7 protein-coding genes are annotated in these 18,351 nt (G+C 76.6%); 2 read left to right on the top strand and 5 right to left on the bottom strand.

What is annotated here, in order from left to right; genetic code table 11:
• Nucleotides 1-1,143, top strand: a 1,143-nt coding sequence (locus tag AB0L34_RS25815) for an AMP-binding protein (protein ID WP_363707324.1), incomplete at its 5' end; no start/stop codon positions are given.
• 95 nt (nucleotides 1,144-1,238) lie between these two features.
• On the opposite strand, the gene AB0L34_RS25810 is transcribed toward AB0L34_RS25815, so the two are convergent.
• Nucleotides 1,239-3,056 (bottom strand): acyl-CoA dehydrogenase, encoded by a 1,818-nt coding sequence (locus tag AB0L34_RS25810; protein ID WP_363707322.1) that lies wholly within the window; start codon nucleotides 3,054-3,056, stop codon nucleotides 1,239-1,241.
• Nucleotides 3,057-3,301: 245 nt separating this feature from the next.
• Between AB0L34_RS25810 and AB0L34_RS25805 the strand changes: the two genes are divergently transcribed.
• Nucleotides 3,302-4,036, top strand: coding sequence for a hypothetical protein (locus AB0L34_RS25805; protein WP_363707320.1), 735 nt, complete (start codon nucleotides 3,302-3,304; stop codon nucleotides 4,034-4,036).
• A gap of 37 nt (nucleotides 4,037-4,073) precedes the next feature.
• Here the strand turns inward: AB0L34_RS25805 and AB0L34_RS25800 are convergent, their stop codons facing one another.
• The 4 genes from AB0L34_RS25800 to AB0L34_RS25785 all read right to left on the bottom strand — a co-directional run.
• On the bottom strand, nucleotides 4,074-15,872 hold the full coding sequence (locus AB0L34_RS25800) for an amino acid adenylation domain-containing protein (protein ID WP_363707318.1): 11,799 nt from the start codon (nucleotides 15,870-15,872) through the stop codon (nucleotides 4,074-4,076).
• On the bottom strand, nucleotides 15,865-16,209 hold the full coding sequence (locus AB0L34_RS25795) for a phosphopantetheine-binding protein (RefSeq protein ID WP_363707317.1): 345 nt from the start codon (nucleotides 16,207-16,209) through the stop codon (nucleotides 15,865-15,867). Before AB0L34_RS25795 ends, AB0L34_RS25800 begins: the two co-directional genes overlap by 8 nt.
• 31 nt (nucleotides 16,210-16,240) lie before the next feature.
• Nucleotides 16,241-17,134 carry a hypothetical protein gene (locus AB0L34_RS25790; protein ID WP_363707315.1) on the bottom strand — a complete coding sequence of 298 codons (894 nt, stop codon included), beginning with the start codon at nucleotides 17,132-17,134 and terminating at the stop codon, nucleotides 16,241-16,243.
• Nucleotides 17,070-18,351, bottom strand: a 1,282-nt coding sequence (locus AB0L34_RS25785; protein ID WP_363707313.1) for a condensation domain-containing protein, incomplete at its 5' end; no start/stop codon positions are given. The genes AB0L34_RS25790 and AB0L34_RS25785, both read right to left, overlap by 65 nt.

Below are 18,351 nucleotides of genomic sequence, written 5' to 3'. Positions count from 1 at the left end.
GCGCCGGGGGCGCTGCCCTGGGAGCGCCTGGTCGCCGCCGGCCCGCCGCTCGCCGCCGAGCACCCCGCCCCCGGCCCGGACGACACGGCGCTGCTGCAGTACACCGGCGGCACCACCGGCACGCCGAAGGGCGCCGTCCTGACCCACCGCAACCTGCGGGCCAACGCGGCGCAGGGCCGCGCCTGGGTGCCGGGCCTGCGCGACGGCGCGGAGACGGTGTACGCGGTACTGCCGCTGTTCCACGCGTACGGGCTGACGCTGTGCCTCACCTTCGCGGTGGGCATCGGCGCCACGCTGGTGCTGTTTCCCCGCTTCGACCTCGACCAGACCCTGGAGGCGGCACGCCGCCGCCCGCCGACGTTCCTGCCCGCCGTCCCGCCGATCTACGAGAAGCTCGCCACCGCAGCCCGGGAACGCGGCGTCGACCTCACCTCGGCCCGGTACGCCATCTCCGGCGCCATGGCGCTGCCCCCGGCGACGGTCGAGGTGTGGGAGTCGGTCACCGGCGGGCTGCTCGTCGAGGGCTACGGTATGACCGAGACCTCCCCCGTGGCGCTGGGCAACCCGGTCTCCCCCGCCCGGCGTCCCGGCACCGTCGGGGTGCCGTTCCCGTCCACCGAGATCCGCATCGTGGACCCGGAGGACCCCGCGCGCGACCGCGAGCCGGGCCAGGCGGGCGAGCTGCTGGTCCGGGGACCGCAGGTGTTCGCCGGCTACTGGCGCCGCCCGGAGGAGACGGCGGCGGTGCTGCTGCCCGGCGGCTGGCTGCGCACCGGGGACATCGTGGTGACGGACGCCGACGGCTTCGTCACGGTGGTCGACCGGATCAAGGAGCTGATCATCACCGGCGGGTTCAACGTCTACCCGTCCGAGGTGGAGGACGCGCTGCGCCGCGTCCCGGGCGTGCGCGACGCCGCGGCGGTCGGCCTGCCCGGCGCGCACGGCGGCGAGGAGGTGGTGGCGGCGGTCGTGCCGCACGAGGGGGCCGACCTGGACGAGGCCGCCGTCCGGGCCGCGTGCCGGCAGTACCTCACCGCGTACAAGGTGCCCCGCCGGGTCGTCCTGGTCGAGGACCTGCCCCGCTCGCAGATCGGCAAGGTCCTGCGCCGCGAGGTGCGCGACCGGCTGCTCGCCGACGGCTGAGGCGGCGGGCCGGTCGGTCAGCCGACGGGCGGGCCGACCCGCCCCGCACCGTCACGCGCAGGTCGGGTGCGGCGGCGGACGGTGGCGCGGGGCGGTCAGAACCAGTCGTCACGCATCTCCAGCGTGGTCCGGTCGAGGCTCTCCAGCAGGTCGAACTGAGGCCCGGTGCGGGGCAGCTCGAAGCGGAAGAAGTACCGGGCGGCCTGCCGCTTGCCGGCGTGCAGGTCGGCGTCCGGCCCGTCGCCCGGGCCGCCGGCCGCCTCGACGACGAGCAGTTGCTCCAGCCACATCCAGGCGACCACCACGTGGCCGACCGCCTCCAGGTAGACGCTCGCGTTGGCCAACGCCACCGCCGGGTCGCCGGTGCTCCACAGCCGCCGGGTGACCAGGGTGACCCGGTCCAGGGCCGCGCCGAGCGGGCCGGCCAGCTCGGCGGCCTCGCCCTCGGTCTTCCACGCCCGGGCGACCGTGGCGCGGACCGTCTCGACCAGCAGCGCGAGCCCGTCCCCGCCGCGCATGGTCACCTTGCGGCCCAGCAGGTCCAGCGCCTGGATGCCGTGGGTGCCCTCGTGGATCGGGTTGAGCCGGTTGTCGCGCCAGTGCTGTTCGACGTCGTAGTCGCGGGTGTAGCCGTAGCCCCCGTGCACCTGGATGGCCAGGTCGTTGGCGGCCAGGCACCACTGCGACGGCCAGCTCTTCGCGATCGGGGTGAGCACGTCCAGCAGCAGGCGCGCGCGTTCCCGGTCCGCCGCCTCCGGCGCGGTCTTCTCCTCGTCGAGCAGCCGTCCGCAGTAGAGGACGAGCGCCAGCGCGCCCTCCACGTAGCTCTTCTGCGCCAGCAGCATCCGCCGCACGTCGGGGTGGGCGACGATCGGCACCTGCGGCGCGGTGGGGTCCTTGTCGGCGGCCGGGCGGCCCTGCGGCCGCTGGCGGGCGTACGCGAGCGACTTCAGGTAGCCGGTGTAGCCGAGGGCGGTGGCGCCCGCCCCCACCCCGATCCGGGCCTCGTTCATCATGTGGAACATCTGCGGCAGACCCTGGTGCGGCTCGCCGACCAGGTAGCCGACCGCGCCGGGGCGACCGCCCGGCCGGTGCACGCCCTCGCCGAAGTTCAGCAGCGTGTTGGTGGTGCCCCGGTAGCCCATCTTGTGGTTGAGGCCGACGAGCACCACGTCGTTGCGCGCGTCGGGGGCGCCGTCGGCGTCGAGCAGCACCTTCGGGACGATGAACAGCGAGATGCCCTTCACCCCGGGCGGGCCGCCGGGGATCCGGGCGAGCACCAGGTGGACGATGTTCTCCGACAGCTCGTGGTCGCCACCGGAGATCCACATCTTGGTGCCGTGCAGCCGGTACGTCCCGTCGTCCTGCGGCTCCGCGCGGGTGGTGATGTCGGCCAGCGAGCTGCCGGCCTGCGGCTCGGACAGGCACATGGTGCCGAAGAACCGGCCCTGCACCATCGGCCGGACCCAGGTGTCGATCTGTTCCGCGCTGCCGTGCGCCAGCAGCAGGTTGGCGTTGCCGAGGGTCAGGAACGGGTAGGCCGAGGTGCCGATGTTGGCGGCCTGGAACCAGGCGAAGCAGGCGGCCTGCACGACGTGCGGCAACTGCATCCCGCCGATCGAGGCGTCCATGCCGGCGGCCAGCAGGCCGGTCTCGGCGAAGACGTCGAGGGCCTGCTTGACCTGCGGGATGATGTGCACCCGCCGGCCGTCGAAGGTCGGCTCGGTGAGGTCGGCGGCCCGGTTGTGCGGGGCGAACCGCTCGGTGGCCACCCGCTCGGCGAGGTCCAGCGCGGCGTCGAAGGTCTCCCGGGAGTGCTCCGCGTAGCGGGGCCGCTCGGTCAGCCGGGTCACCTCCAACCAGTCGTGCAGCAGGAACCGCAGGTCGCGACGGGAGAGCAGAGTGGACGACACGGGTCTCCTTCCGTCGGCGGTCGCGCCGTCGGCCGCGGCTCGGCCCGGCGGTGCCCTCGCCCAGGTCATCCTGACCGATCCGGCCGGCCGGCGCACCACCCGACGCGGTGCGCGTCGTACCGGCCCGACACCTCTCGCGGGTCCGGACCGGGCGCCGCCAGATCAAGGCGGGCGTTGACAGCGGCGCCGCGGCCGGGCCCACTAGGGTGGGCGGGTCAGACCGCGAGCCACCGGAGGACGCCTCGTTGCCCGACGCGCCAGACGCGCCCTATCTCCCCAGCTATGACCCGATGATCGTGCCCTGGCACCTGACCTGGGCGGAGGTGGAGCCGTCCCGGCAGCCGTTCGATCCGGTCTCCGCCCCCGCCGTCGTCCGGTCGCTGCCGCCGGCCGCCGCTGTTCCCACCCGACCACCCGGCCGGTCGGGCCGACCGGAGGTGCACGAGTGGGGGCAGCGGCAGGGCACCCGGTGGGCCGACGAGATGAGCTTCGCGATCGTCGGTCACTACGGGCACTGGGCATCGGGCTGGCGGTGGGGCGTCGGCGAGGCGGACTTCGGCGGCGGCCCCGTCCACGCCTGGTGCTGCCCCGCCGACAGCATGGGTGACCCCGAGCAGACGCTCGACGTGGTCACCGAGGCGCTGGTCGAGTGGCGGGGGTGGCTGGAGGAGCTGGCCGAGCGCTTCGACCGGTTCCTACCGCTGATCGCCGCCGACCGCGCCGACCCGGCCGCCTGGGAACGGGCGGTGGCGCACCTGGTCACCGTGGTGGTCGACCGGACCTGCGCCGACGGCGGCTGGGAGTGGCACTGCCGGCAGGTGCTCGGCTGGTTCCTCGGCCTGGCGGGCCTACCGTCCGAGCGGCACAAGTCGCTGCTCGACCGGTCGATCGACGGTCGCTTCGACGAATTCCGCACCCCGTCGAACCTGCTGATCCAGGACGTCGCCGAACGATTCGGCCGCGCGGTGACCGGCCGGTGAGCGAGCCCACCGCCGCGCACCGTCATCTCCTCACCAGTCAGCGGGCGCCGGTCAGCTCGGCCAGCCGCCGGTCGGCGAGTTCCTGGATGCGGTCCTTGTCGCTGACGATCACCGTGCCCGGGTCGGCGTCCGGCAGTTCGTCCTCCAGCCGCCGGATCGGCCGGTACGCCCACCCGGCGGCGGCGAGCGCCAGGGTGCACAGCCCGGCGACGACGGCGGTGAGCGCGATCCCCCGGCCGGGCCCGTGCCCGATCACCGCGCCGAGCGACCCGGCGACGCCGTCGCCGGTAGCCATCAGCGGCTCGAAGACCCCCTCGGCGAGCGGGGCGGCGGTGAGGAACCCGGCGGGCACCATCAGCCAGGAGAGCATCAGCGTGGTGGAGAGCACCCGGCCCTGCAGCTCCAGCCCCACCTTGGCCTGCACGATGGCCAGCCAGTGCGTGTTGACCAGCGCCGAGGCGAGCCCCAGCCCGAACAGGCCCACCGCCGGGAAGACCGGGTCCGGACGCAGTCCGACCATCAGCATCGCTACGCCGAGCAGCACCACGCCGGTCAGGATGCCGGTGGTCCGCCGCGCCGTACCGCCCCACACGCCCATCAGGATGCTGCCGACCAGCAACCCGGCGCCGCTGGCGGCGAGCACCACGCCGAGCACGGAGGGGTCGCCGAAGGAGAGGGTCAGCGGGGTGGCCAGCACCTCGACGACGGCGAAGAAGTAGTTGAGCAGCGCGGTCAGCACGATCATCGCGAGCAGGCCGTGCCGGCGGGCGATGAACCGCCAACCCCCGAGGACCTCCTGTCCGAACGACTCCTCCCGCCGCTTGAACAGGGTGTCGGGGAAGCGTACGGCGAGGGTGATGCCGACCGCGACGGCGAAGCTGACCAGGTCGATCAGGACGATGCCGCGCAGGCCGATCGCGACCACGAGCGCGCCGCCGACCAGCGGGGCGAGCACGGTGCTGGTCGCGGTGCCCAGCGAGATGAGGCCGTTGGCCCGGCCGTAGTACCGCTTGGGCACGAGCTGGGTCACCGCCGCGAGGTACGCCGGTTGCTGGAACGCGGTGGCCAGCGCGCTGGCCGTGAGCGCCGCGAAGACGTGCCAGAGCTGCGCCCGGCCGGTCCAAAGCAGCACCGCCAGGACCACCGTGCCGCAGGCGGCGAAGGAGTCGGCGCAAACCATGATCAGCCGGCGGTCCCAGCGGTCGGCCAGCGCGCCGGCGATCGGTGAGAGGACCACCGCCGGCAGCAGCGCCAGCACCGACGCCAGCGCGAACCAGGAGATCGAGCCGGTGCGCTGGTAGACCCACAGCGACAGGGCGAACCCCGTCAGCCCCGTGCCGACCAGCGACACGAGCTGCCCGAACGCGACCAGGAAGAACGTGGCCAGCCCGGAGCGGGCCGGCGGAACCGGCGCGGGAACTGACGGCGCGGGAACAGCCGGCGCGGGAACTGACTGCGCCGCGACGGCCGGCGCGGGAACAGCCGACGCGGGGCCCGCCGCGTCCGGCGGGTCGGCCAGGATGATGTCCGCCAGCTCCGTGGCCTGGTGCTTCTGGAAGTAGTGCCCCGCGCCCTCGATGGTGCGCAGGCAGACCGAGTCGGAGAAGAACCCCCACTCCAGGTAGCGCTCCTCGTACAGCTCGGTGGCGCGGTCGCCGGTGCCCACCACGCAGACGATCGGGGCGGCCAGCCGCCGGGGCAGCCCCTGGGCGTAGACGTCGGTGTAGTAGTCCTCGCCGACCCTGGTGTCGGCCAGGAAGACCCCCATCAGGAAGTCCTTCTCCCGTTCGTCGAGCACGTCGGTGAAGAAGCCCATGGCCCGCAGGAAGTCCAGCGCGTGCCGCTTCGAGGTCCAGCGCTCCATCGGGAAGGCGCGGCGGAACCAGCGGGCGAACCGGCCCGGCAGCCGGGGCGCCGGGAAGTGGCCGCCGACGACCACCCGGCGCACGTCGACTCCGGCCGCCTCCAGCCGCCGGCCCAGCTCGACGGCGGTGGCGCCGCCCATGCAGTGGCCGTAGACCAGCACCGGCCCGGAGATGCCGGCGGTCACCTCGGCCACACACCGCTCGACCAGCTCGGTCATGCCCAGGGCCGGCTCGTCGGGGCGGTTGAGGTCGTGCCCGGGGCGTTGCAGGGCGTAGAGCGCGACGTGCGCGGGCATCGCGGCGGCCAGGGACTGGTAGGTCACCGCGCCGGCCCCGGCGAACGGTACGCAGAGCACCGTCACCGCCGGCGCGGTCGCCCGGGGCGGGGTCAGCTCGTGCAGCAGCCGGTCGGGCTCGCCCGCCGCGGCGTCGGCGTGCCCGGTCAGGCCGCGGATCGTCGGGTGGCGGAACAGGTCCAGCACGCTGATCGGCGGCTCGATGCCGCTGAGCGCCCGGATCGCCGTGAACGAGTCCCCGCCGAGGTCGAAGAAGTCGTCGTCGATGCCGACCCGGTCGTAGCCGAGCACCCGCGCCCAGCGCTCGGCGAGGGCGGCCTGCAGCGGGGTGGCCGGCGCCGCGCCGACGTCGCCGCGCGGCCCGCCGCGCTCGGGCGCCGGCAGGGCCCTGCGGTCGACCTTGCCGTTGTCGGTCAACGGCAGGGCGTCGAGCGGCACGTACGTCGTCGGGACCATGTAGTCGGGCAGCCAGTCGCGCAGGAACGTCCGCCACCGGCCGGCCCCCCCGTCCGGCGGCTCGGGGCGCGGCGCGAGGTACGCGACCAGGGCCGGCTCGCCGTCGATGTCGCGCACCACGACGGCCGCCTCCCGCACCGCCGGGTGCCGTTGCAGCGCCGCCTCGATCTCGCCCAGCTCGATGCGGTGGCCGCGCACCTTCACCTGGGAGTCGTTGCGGCCGAGGCACTCGACGGTGCCGTCGGGACGCCACCGGGCGAGGTCGCCGGTGCGGTAGAGCCGGGCGCCCGGCCGGTCGGCGTACGGGTCGGGGCGGAACCGGTCGGCGGTCAGGCCCGGCTGGTCGAGGTAGTCGCGGGCCACCCCGGTGCCGCCGAGCCAGAGTTCGCCGACCACCCCGACGGGCACCGGCCGCAGCGCCTCGTCGAGCACGTACGCCCGCAGGTTGGCGATCGGCCGGCCGATGGTGACCTCGGGCGCGTCCGGCGCGATCCGGGCCGCGGTGGCCCAGATGGTGGCCTCCGTCGGCCCGTACATGTTCCACAGCTCGCCGACCCGGGCGGCCAGGTCGCGGGCCAGCGGCGGAGGCAGCGCCTCGCCGCCGCAGAGCGCCTTCAGCCCCGGCATCCCGGTCCAGCCGGAGGCGATCAGCAGCCGCCAGGTGGCCGGGGTGGCCTGCACGACGGTGGCCCCCTCGGCGCGCAGCAGCGCGGCCAGCCCGGCGGCGTCGTAGCCGACATCCCGGCCGGCGACCACCACCCGGGCGCCGACCACCAGCGGCAGGAACAGCTCCAGCACGGAGATGTCGAAGGCGAAGGTGGTCAGCGCGACCAGGGTGTCGTCGGCGGTGAGGCCCGGCGCGTGCCGCATCGCGGTGAGCAGGTTGACCACCGAGGCGTGGCTGACCCGCACACCCTTGGGCCGGCCGGTGGAGCCGGAGGTGTAGAGCACGTACGCCAGGTGCCCGGGCGTGGTGACCGGATCGGGGTCGGCGGCGCACTCGACGGCCAGGGACGGGTCGTCGACGCGCAGCACCGGGCCGGCGAAGTCCGCGAACCGGTCGGCCAGCGCCGGCTCGGTGACCAGCACCGCCGCGCGACTGTGGTCCAGCACCCAGCGCTGCCGGTCCAGCGGATACGACGGGTCCAGCGGGACGTACGCGCCACCGGACTTGAGCACGCCGAGCAGCGCCACCAGCAGGTCGGCGGAGCGTTCCATCGACACGGCGACCGTCACGTCCGGTCCGACGCCCACCCGGCGCAGCCGCCGGGCCAGCCGGTTGGCGCGCACGTTCAGCTCGGCGTAGCTGAGGGTGCGGCCCGCGAAGGTGACCGCGGGGCGGTCCGGGGTGCGGGCCACCTGCTCCTCGACCAGCCGGGCCAGCCCGACCGCCGGGACCGGCGCGTCCGTGGCGTTCCACTCCCCCAGCTGTCGGTGGCGCTCGGCGGGGGTCAGGATCTCCACGTCGGCGAGCCGGCCGTCCGGGTCCGCCACGAACGCGGTCAGCAGCGTCTCCAGGTGGGCCAGCATCCGCTCGGCGGTGCCCGGGTCGAACAGCGCGGTGTTGTACTCCAGGCAGCACAGCAGCCCGTCCGGCCGGTCGTACGCGTACAGGGCGAGGTCGACCTGGGCGGTGCCCGGTTCGACGGTGAGCTGCTCCACCCGCAGGCCCGTCATCGCCAGGTCCTGCTCGGGCAGGTTGAGCAGGTTCACCATCACCTGGAACAGGGCGTTGCGGCTGAGGTCCCGGGGCACGTCGAGGGCGTCGACGACCCGCTCGAAGGGCGTCTCCTGGTGGTCGTACGCGGCCAGGGCGGTGCGGCGGGTCTCGTCGAGCAGCCGGGCGACGCTCCAGTCTCCGTCCAGCGTGGTGCGCAGCACGATGCTGTTGAGGAAGAAGCCGACCATCGGCTCCAGCTCGGCGCGGACCCGGCCGGCCACCGGGGAGCCGACGCAGATGTCACGCTGCCCGGTGTAGCGGAACAGCAGCGCCTGCACGGCGGCGAGCACCGTCATGTAGAGGGTGGCGCCGTGCCGCTGGCCGAGGTCGCGGACCCGCTCGGTCAGCGCCGGCGGCAGGGTCAGCCGGGCCACCGCCCCGTCGAAGGTCTGCACCGGCGGGCGGGGCCGGTCGGTGGGCAGTTCCAGGGTGCCCGTCGCGCCGGCCAGCCGCTCGGTCCAGTAGGCCAGGTCGGCGGAGTCGGCGGCGGCCCGCTCCCGCTGCCAGCGGGCGTAGTCGGCGTACTGGACCGGCAGGTCGGGCAGGGGCGAGGGCAGGTCGGCGGCGAAGGCGTCGTAGAGGGCGCCCAGGTCGGCCCGGATCACCCCGAGCGACCAGCCGTCGGAGACGATGTGGTGCATCGCGAGGCAGAGCACGTGCCGCCCCGGCCCGGAGCGGAACAGGACGGGCCGGAACAGCGGCCCCCGTTCCAGGTCGTACGGCCGGCGGGCCTCGGCGACCAGCGCCACGCGCTCCCGCTCGGCGAGGTCCGCGTCGTCGGCGCCCTCGGCGGCCAGGTCGACCACCGGCAGGTCGACCGGCGCGGCGGGCAGGACCACCTGCACCGGGTCCCCGCCGTCGGGGGCCGGGCGGACCACGGTGCGCAGCACCTCGTGCCGGCGCACCAGCTCGGTCAGCGCGGCGGCGAGCACGTCGACACGCAGGTCGCCGTGCAGCCGCAGGGCGGTGAGCACCGCGTACGCGACCTGGTCGTGCACCTGCTCCAGGAACCACAGCCGGCGCTGCCCGGAGGAGACCGGGGCGGGCCCGGGGTCGGTGGCGCGCGGGATCGGCGGCACCGCCGGCTCCGGCGCGGCCGGCAGGGCGGCGGCGACCCCGGCGACGGTGGGCCGGGCGAACACCGCCTCGATCGGCAGCGCCACCCCGAGCCGGGCGCGCACCCGGGCGACGACCTGGGTGGCGAGCAGCGAGTGGCCGCCGAGGGCGAAGAAGTCGTCGTGCGCGCCGACCGGCGCGACGCCGAGCAGCTCGGACCAGATCTCCGCCACCGCCCGCTCCGCCTCGGTGCGGGGGGCGAGGTAGGCGGTGGTCAGCGCCGGCCGGTTGCCGCGCTCCGGCGAGTCCACGCCGGACGGGACGCCACCGCCGTCCCCAGGGGACGCAGCCGCCGCGCCGGACGACGACGCGGGCTCCACGCCGGACGGCGGCACGGCGGGCTCCACGCCGGACGGCGGCACGGCGGGTTCCGCGCCGGGCGGCGGGGCAGGGCGCGGGGCGGGGACGGTGCGGTCGACCCAGTGCCGCTGCCGCTCGAACGGGTAGGTGGGCAATTCCACCCGGCGGTGCGGCCCGGGGTGGAAGGCGGACCAGTCGACGGGTACGCCGGCGAGCCAGAGCCGGCCCACGGCGTCGAGCGCCACGCGGTGGTCGTCGGCGTCGGCGCGGACGTGGCGCATGACCTGCACCACGCGGTCGGGCCGCGCGCCGCCCTGGCGCAGCAGCCCGCCGAGGGTGTGCCCGGGGCCGACCTCGGCGACGACCAGGCCCCGGTCGGCCAGCAGCGCGGCGCAGTCGGCGAAGCGGACCGTGCCGCGCAGGTGCCGCACCCAGTACTCCGGGTCGGTGACCTCCCCGGGCCCCGCGGTGGCGCCGGTGACGTTCGACAGGAACGTCGTCGTCGGCTCGGCGTAACCGACCTGCCGCGCCTCGACGCGGAAGTCGTCGAGCACCGGGTCGAGCAGCGCGGAGTGGAAGGCCCGGTCGGCGTGCAGCGGGCGGGTCTCGACCCCGTCGCGGTCGAGTCGCCGGCGCAGGGCGGCGACGGCGTCGGGCCGGCCGGACACCACGCACAGGCCGGGCGCGTTGACCGCGGCGAGCGCCAGGTCGTCGCCGAGCAGCGCGCCCACCTCGGGCTCCGGCAGGGCGACGGCGAGCATCGCGCCCGGCCCGGTGCCCTGCGCGAGGCGGCTGCGGGCACACACCAGCCGCAGCGCGTCGGCGAGGGAGAACACCCCGGCGAGGCAGGCGGCGACGTACTCGCCGAGGCTGTGCCCGGCCACCGTGTCGGGGCGTAGGCCCCGCTCGACCAGCAGCCGGGCCAGCGCGTACTCGGTGACGAAGAGCGCCGGCTGGCCGATCCGGGGCTCGGCGAGCAGGCGCTCCGCCTCGGCCCGGTCGGCGGGCGCGGGGTCGAGCACCGCCCGCAGGTCCACCCCGAGCGGCTCGCGCAGCAGTTCCGCGCAGTGGTCCACGACCGCCCGGTAGCCGGGCTCGGCCCGGTACAGGCCGGCGCCCATGCCGACGTGCTGCGCGCCGTGGCCCGGGAAGACGAAGGCCAGGCCGGCGTCGCCGTCGGTCGCGGCGGTGAGCAGCCGCGCCGGGTCGCCGAGCACGTCGAGGGCGTCGGCCCGGTCGGTGCAGACGACGGCCCGCCGGTGCGCCATCTGCCGCCGCCGGCCCAGGCCCGCGGCCACGTCCGCCAGCGGCAGCGCGGGGTACGCGTCGAGGTGCGCGCGCAGCGCGTCGGTGGCCCGGTCCAGCGCGGCGGGCGTACGCGCGGAGAGCACCAGCAGGTGCGGACCGGCGGGTGGCGCGACGGCCGGCGGCGCGGCGGCGGACGGCGGGGCCTCCTCCAGCACGACGTGGGCGTTCGTGCCGCCCATCCCGAAGGAACTCACCCCGGCCCGGCGCGGCCCGGAGTCGCCCGGCCACGGCCGGGCCCGGGTCGGCAGGTGGAACGGGCTGGCGGCGAAGTCGATGGCGGGGTTGGGCCGGCGCAGGTTGACCACCGGCGGCAGGGTGCGGTGCCGCAGCGCCAGCACGGTCTTGATCAGGCCGGCCACCCCGGCCGCGGCGTCGGTGTGCCCGATGGCGGCCTTGACCGAGCCGAGCGCGCAGAATCCCGTGTCGGGGGTGCCGCGGCGGAACGCCTCGGTGAGCGCGGCGACCTCGATCGGGTCGCCGAGGCTGGTGCCGGTGCCGTGCGCCTCGACGTAGCCGACCGTGCGGGGGTCCACCCCGGCCACGGCGAGGGCCCGGCTGACCACCTCGGCCTGGCCGGCGACGCCGGGGGCCGAGTAGCCGGCCCGGCGGGCGCCGTCGTTGTTCACCGCCGAGCCGCGGATCACCGCGTGCACCAGGTCGCCGTCGGCGAGGGCGTCGGCGAGCCGGCGCAGCACCACGATGCCGACCCCGCTGGAGGCGATGGTGCCGCGGGCGTCGGCGTCGAACGGGCGGCAGTGCCCGTCCGGGGAGAAGATCCCGCCGTCGTGGTGCAGGTAGCCCTGCCGCTGGGCGGGGAAGACGCTCACCCCGCCGGCCAGCGCCAGGTCGCACTCGCCGGCGAGCAGGCTCTGCCGGGCCAGGTGCACCGCGACCAGGGAGGTGGAGCAGGCGGTGCCGACGCTGACGCTCGGCCCGGTCAGGTTCAGCTTGTACGACGCCCGGGTCGCCAGGAAGTCCTTGTCGTTGCTCAGCGCGAGCTGGTACTCCCCGAGCGCCCGGATCTCCTCCGGCGCGTCGCGCAGGTGCTCCGACAGGTAGTCGGCCCGGCCGGAGCCGGCGAAGAGCCCGATCTGCCCCGCGTACGCCTCCGGGTCGTGGCCGGCGCGTTCGAGTGCCTCCCAGGCGCACTCCAGCAGCAGCCGGTGCTGCGGGTCGAGCACCTGCGCCTCGCGTGGCGTGAAGCCGAAGAACTCGGCGTCGAAGCGGTCCACGTCGGGCAGCTCGGTGCCCCGCCGCACGTACGCGGGGTCGCCGATCAGCGTCGGGTCGGCCCCGTCGGCGAGCAGTTCCTCGGTGCGGAACTCGCGGACGGCCTCCACGCCGTCGCGGACCAGCCGCCAGAACTCCTCCGGGGTGCGGGCGCCGGGAAACCGGAGAGCCATCCCGACCACCGCGATCGCGTCCCCGGGCACCCCCGTACGCGTGGCGGCAGGGGCCGCGCGGGGCGCCGGGACCGCCGGCGGCGCGGCGACGCCGGCGAGGAACCCGGCCAGCGCGGCGACGGTGGTGTGGCGGAACAGGTCGGTCACGGTGAGCACCGGACCGAGCCGCTCGACCAGCAACCGGTGCACGGCCAGCAGCCGCAGCGAGTGCCCGCCCAGGTCGAAGAAGTTGTCCCGGGCGCCGACCCGGTCGACGCCGAGCACCTCCCGCCACACCTCGGCGACGAGCCGCTCGGCCGCGGCGACATCGCCTACCGGCGGTGCCACCGGCGCGCCCCCGGCCGGCGGGTCCGCCGCCGGCGCCGGCGGGTCCACCGGCGGGCGGCCCGGGGGTGGCGGCAGGGCGGCCGGGTCGAGCTTGCCGTTGCCGGTCAGCGGCAGCGCGTCGACGCCGACGAACGCGGCCGGCACCAGGTGTGCGGGCAGCTCCGCCAGCAGCCCGGCGCGCAGCGCGGCCGGGTCCGGGTCGCCGGTGAGGTAGGCGACCAGCCGGGGGTCGTCGGGGTCGTCGCGGCGCAACACGACGGCGACGTCGCTGTCCGGCCGGAGCCGGCGCAGCGCCGCCTCCACCTCGCCGGGCTCGATGCGGTGGCCGCGCAGCTTGACCTGCCCGTCGGCGCGGCCCAGGAACTCCAGGACGCCGTCGGGACGCCACCGGGCCAGGTCGCCGGTGCGGTAGAGCCGCCGCCCGCCCCCGGCGGCGAACGGGTCGGGCAGGAACCGCTCGGCGGTCAGCCCGGGCCGGTTCAGGTAGCCGCGGGCCACGCCCGCACCGCCGACGTACAGCTCGCCGGTGACGCCGACGGGGACCGGGTCGAGCCGGTCGTCCAGCACGTACAGGGTGGTGTTGGCGATCGGCCGGCCGATCGGCACGGAGCCGGTCCGCGCGGTGTCGGGGCCGACCTCGTACACCGCGCAGCCGACGACGGTCTCGGTCGGGCCGTACTCGTTGACGAGCCGGGTGCCGGAGGCGTGGTCCCGCCACAGCGCCACCTGGTCGGCGCGCAGGTTCTCCCCGCCGATGACGAACGCCCGGGTCCGGCCCGCCGCCCCGGTCGCCCCGACCTGCCGGTTGACGATCTCCAACAGGGCGGGGGTGATCTTGACCAGCCCGTACGGCGTGCCCCGTGCGCGCAGCGCCTCGCCGAGCCCCTCCGGCCCGAGGTCGTCGGGGAGCAGCCGGACGGTCGCGCCGGCGGCCAGCGGCACCAGCAGGCTGGTCACCGTCAGGTCGAAGCCGATCGACGAGTGCACCGGCACCTCGTCGCCCGGGCCCAGCCGGTACGCGGCGCCCGCCCAGCGCAGGTAGTTCACCACGCCCCGGTGGGTCACCATCACGCCCTTCGGGCGGCCCGTCGAGCCGGAGGTGTGGATGACGTAGGCAAGGTCGTCCGGGCCGGTCGGCACGGACACCGGAGCCGCCCCGGTCGGCGGCGCCGCGTCGGGGTCGACCTCGACCGGGCGGACCGCCCCCGCGGGGAGCCGGTGCCGCAGCCGGGCGGCGGTGAGCACCACCGGCGCGCCGCTGTCGGCCAGGAGGTACGCCAGCCGGGCCGGCGGGTGCGTCGGGTCCAGCGGCACGTACGCGGCCCCGGCCTTCAGCACCGCGAGGAGCGCCACCGGCAGCGCGGCGGACCGCTCCAGCAGGACGCCGACGAGGTCGCCCGCGCCGATCCCCTCGGCGCGCAGCGTCGCGGCCAGCGCGTCGGCGCGGGCGTCGAGTTCCCCGTAGCTCAGGGTGCGCGCGTCGTCGGCGACCGCCGGGGCGTCGGGCAGCTCCCGGGCCCACCGGCCGACCAGCGCGTGGACGCGGTCGTCCGGCGGCGCGGCGGTGGCGGTGTCGTTCCAGTCCACCAGCATCCGTCGACGTTCCTCGGCGGCGAGCAGCCGGGCGTCGCGGATCCGGACGTCGGGGTCGGCGAGCAGGTCGGCCAGCAGGGTCCGGAAGTGTCCGGCGAGCCGCGCCACGGTCGCCGCGTCGAACAGGTCGGTGCGGTACTCGACCACGGCGTCGAGCCCGTCCGCGCCGGGGCGTACGGCCACGGTCAGGTCGAACTTCGCGGTGTGGGTCGGCACCTCGACGCAGGTCGCGTCGATCCCGGGCAGCCGCAGCGGCGCGGGCGCGTCGGCGTGCACGAACATCACCTGGAACAGCGGGCTGTGCCCGGCGTGCCGGGCCGGGCGCACCGCCTCGACCACGCTCCCGAAGGGCAGCTCCTGCCGCTCCTGGGCGGCCAGCACCTCGGCCCGGACCCGGGCGACGCAGGTGGCGAAGGTCGGGTCGTCGGTCAGGTCGGTCCGGATCACCACGGTGTTGACGAACAGGCCGACCAGCGGCTCCGTCTCCGGGCGGCCGCGGTTGGCCACCGGGGTGCCGACGGGCACGTCGTACCGGCCGGTCCACCGGGCCAGCAGCACCTGGAACGCGGCGAGCAGCAGCAGGTACGGGGTGACGTTGAGCCGCAGGCACAGCGCCCGCAGCGCGTCGGGCGCGACGCCCAGCGGGAACGTGGCCGTGGCACCGGCGTGCGACGGCGCGGCGGGCCGGGCGCCGGGGGTGGGCAGCTCCAGCACCGGCGGCGCGCCGGCGAGCCGCTCCCGCCACCAGCGCCGCTGCGCCTCCGCCTCCGGCCCGGCCAGCCACCGCCGCTGCCACCGCGCGTAGTCGCCGTACGTGACGGGCAGCGCCGGCAGCTCGGCGGACCGGCCGGCGAGCCGGGCGGCGTACGCCTCGGAGAGCTCGTCGGCGACGATCCGCAGCGACCACTCGTCCACCGCCGCGTGGTGCGCGGTCAACACCAGCACGTGGTCGGTGTCGGCGAGGCGCAGCAGGCGGGCCCGCAGCACCGGGCCGCCGCCCAGGTCGATCGGGGTGGCCGCCTCGGCGGCGAGGCGGGCGGCCAGCTCGTCCTCCCGCGCGGACGCGGCCAGCCCGGTCAGGTCCAGCACGGCCAGCAGGCCGGTCGGCGGCGCGGCGACCACCGGCACCACCCGGTCGCCCTCGGCGGTCAGCGTGGTGCGCAGCGGCTCGTGCCGGGCGACCACCGCGTCCAGCGCCGCGCTCAGGGCGGGCAGGTCCAGCGGGCCACTCAGCCGCCACGCCACCGGCGCCAGGTACGCCGGGTCGCCCGGGTCGGCCTGCGCCAGGTACCACATCTGCCGCTGCCCGGCGGAGGCGACGCGGTCGGCAGCCCCGCCGCCGGGGATGATCGCGTCCGCGCCGGGGACGGCCGCGTCCCCGTCGGCGGCGGCGCGCCGGGCGCGCAGGGCGGCGAGCAGCGCGGCCTGGCGCGGGGAGAGCACGTCAGTCATCGAGACGCCCGAGCATCGTCTCGGCCTCGGCGTCCGAGCAGGCCAGCACGCTGAGGTAGAGCGCGGCGGCCTCGTCCACGGCGGGACCGTGCTCGGCGCGCAGCGCGGCGGTGAACTCGCCCAGCGTGGGGTGCTCGAAGACGGCGGCCAGCGGCACCCGCACGTCGAGGGCGGCGCGCAGCCGGGCCGCCATCCGGGCGGCCACCAGGGAGTCGCCGCCGAGCACGAAGAAGTTGTCCTCCGTCGTCACGTGGTCGGCCCGCAGCGCCGCGCGCCAGGCGTCCGCCACGACCTCCGCGACCGGGCTGCCCCCGTCGCGCGTCCCGTCCGTCGTCATCGTGTCCCCCGGTCGCGTCGTCCGTCCGTCGTCATCGCGTCCCCCGTCGTCCCGTCATCGCGGCCCCCCGGTCGCGTGGTCCGTTCCCGTCAGCGCGTCCCGCGGTGTCTGCGCCGGTGCCGGCGGTCTGCCCGTCAACGGTCCACGCCCGCAGCAGGCCGAGCGCCTCCGCGTCGTCGCGCGCCTCGACCACCGGGCACGGCACCGGGGCCGGGCCGGTGCCGGCGGCGTCCAGCAGGAACCAGAGCCAGGCGAGGTACCGGCCGGCGATCTCGTCGGCCGCGGTCTCCGCCTCCGCCGGGTCGAACCCGTTGGCGGTGGCGAAGGCGCGGGCGAGCCGGGTCAGCTCGTGCCGCAGCCGCTCCACGGTCGCGTCAGGGTCGGCGAGCAGCGGGACCGGTCCGGCCGGCGCGGGCTCGCCGGTGAGCTTGCGGTGCAGCACCGCGTACTCGTGGCGGACCGTCTCCTCGTCGGGCACCGTCGCCGCGACCAGGACCAGGTGGACCGGTGGTCCGTCGGCGTCGGCGAGGGCGCGGGCCAGGTGGTGGGCGAAGACCGCCGCGCTGCAGTAGCCGACGACCGTCACCGGGCCGATGTCGGCGGGCCGCAGCCGGAGGAACTCCGCCGCGCAGGCGTCCGCCAGGTCGCGGTGGCCGGGCAGCCCCGGGTGCAGCTCCAGGCTGGTCACCGGGTCCAGCCGCCAGATCTCGTGCCGGCCGTCCCGCCCGGGCCCGCCGGACCGGCACCCCGCCCCGGCTCCCGCCGCCCCGTCGACACCGGGCTCGGCCTCGACCTCGGCTCCGGCGTCGGCTTCGGCGAGGGTGGCGGCGAGGCCGGGGCCGGCGGAGTCGCCGGCGAACTCAACCGTCAGCAGGCACCCGGACCGTCCCTCGCTGACCTGGCGCAACGCGATCGTCCGTGCCATCGGGGTCTCCTTGTGCGTACGCGTCGAGCTGGTCGGTGACGGCGGCGGCGAGCGCCGCCGCGGCGTCCGGGGTGAGCGCCCGCCCGTCGGCCTCGACGAGGACGGACAGCGCCCCGCCCGGGTGCTGACGCAGGGTCAGGCAGACCGGGAAACGGTTGGCGGAGCGGTGCAGCTCCCGCCGCCGCCAGGTGACCCGGCCGGTGACCAGCTCGGGCTCCTCCACGGAGTCGAGATAGCAGGTCGGGTAGGCGCCGGGCGGCGCGCCGGTGCCCCGCAGCACCTCGGCCGCCACCTCCCGGAACGGGGCCTGCTCGGCCACCGCCCGACGCAGCTCCGACCGGATCCGGCGCAGGGTGTCGGGCCAGGACGCCCGCAGGTCCGTGCAGGGCAGCAGCACGGTGTTGACCGCGTACCCGGCGACGTCGAACTCGTCGGCGGCCCGGCGGGTGGTGGTGGCGCAGCCGACGACCACCGCGTCCCGGTCGAGCAGCGCGCCGAGTGCCCGCGCGTACGCGGCGGCGGCCAGCTCGGTCACGGTGCCGTCGCCCGCCCGGGTCAGCGCCCGGGCCGTGGCGCGCACCGGACGGGTCACCACGGTCCGGCCGGTGCCGCCGGGCACCGGGGCCGGCTCGGCGATCCCGCGCACCCGGGCGGCGGTGGCGCGGACGGCCTCCCGGACGGCGGCGCCGGCGACCCGGGCCGACCGGCGCAGGTTCAGGTCGCACAGCGTGGTGGCGGGCGGCGGGGGCGACCAGACCGGGTCGTCGTGGCAGCGGGCCAGGTCGGCCAGGAACAGCCGCAGGGACCACGCGTCGACCGCCAGGTGGTGCCAGACCAGCAGCAGGTCGGTGCGGTCGCCGGAACCGAGCACGGCGCAGCGCAGCAGCGGCTCGGCCGCCGTGTCGAAGGGGCGGCGGGCGCGCTCCCGCACGGCCGCGTCGAGGGTGGGGCCGTCGGCGAGGTCGACCAGTTCCACGGTCGGCGGATGCCGGTCGAGGACCAGCTCGGGCAGGCCGTCGACGAGCCGCAGCCCGGCGCCGAACGCGGGGTGTGCGGCGACCGCCCGGCGCAGCGCGGCGGCCAGCCGGCCCCGGTCCACGCGGGCCGTGGTGCTGAACCAGACCGGCTCCACGTAGAGGTCGGTACCCGGGTCCAGCTCGTCGTGCAGCCACAGCCCGAGCTGCTCGGGGGTCAGCGGCGCGCGCCGCGCGCCCACC

Source organism: Micromonospora sp. NPDC052213 (assembly GCF_040679695.1).
In the GTDB taxonomy this organism is placed as follows: Bacteria; Actinomycetota; Actinomycetes; order Mycobacteriales; family Micromonosporaceae; genus Micromonospora.
Note: the sequence above shows the minus strand (reverse complement) of the source record. Positions and strands in the feature narration are given on the sequence as shown.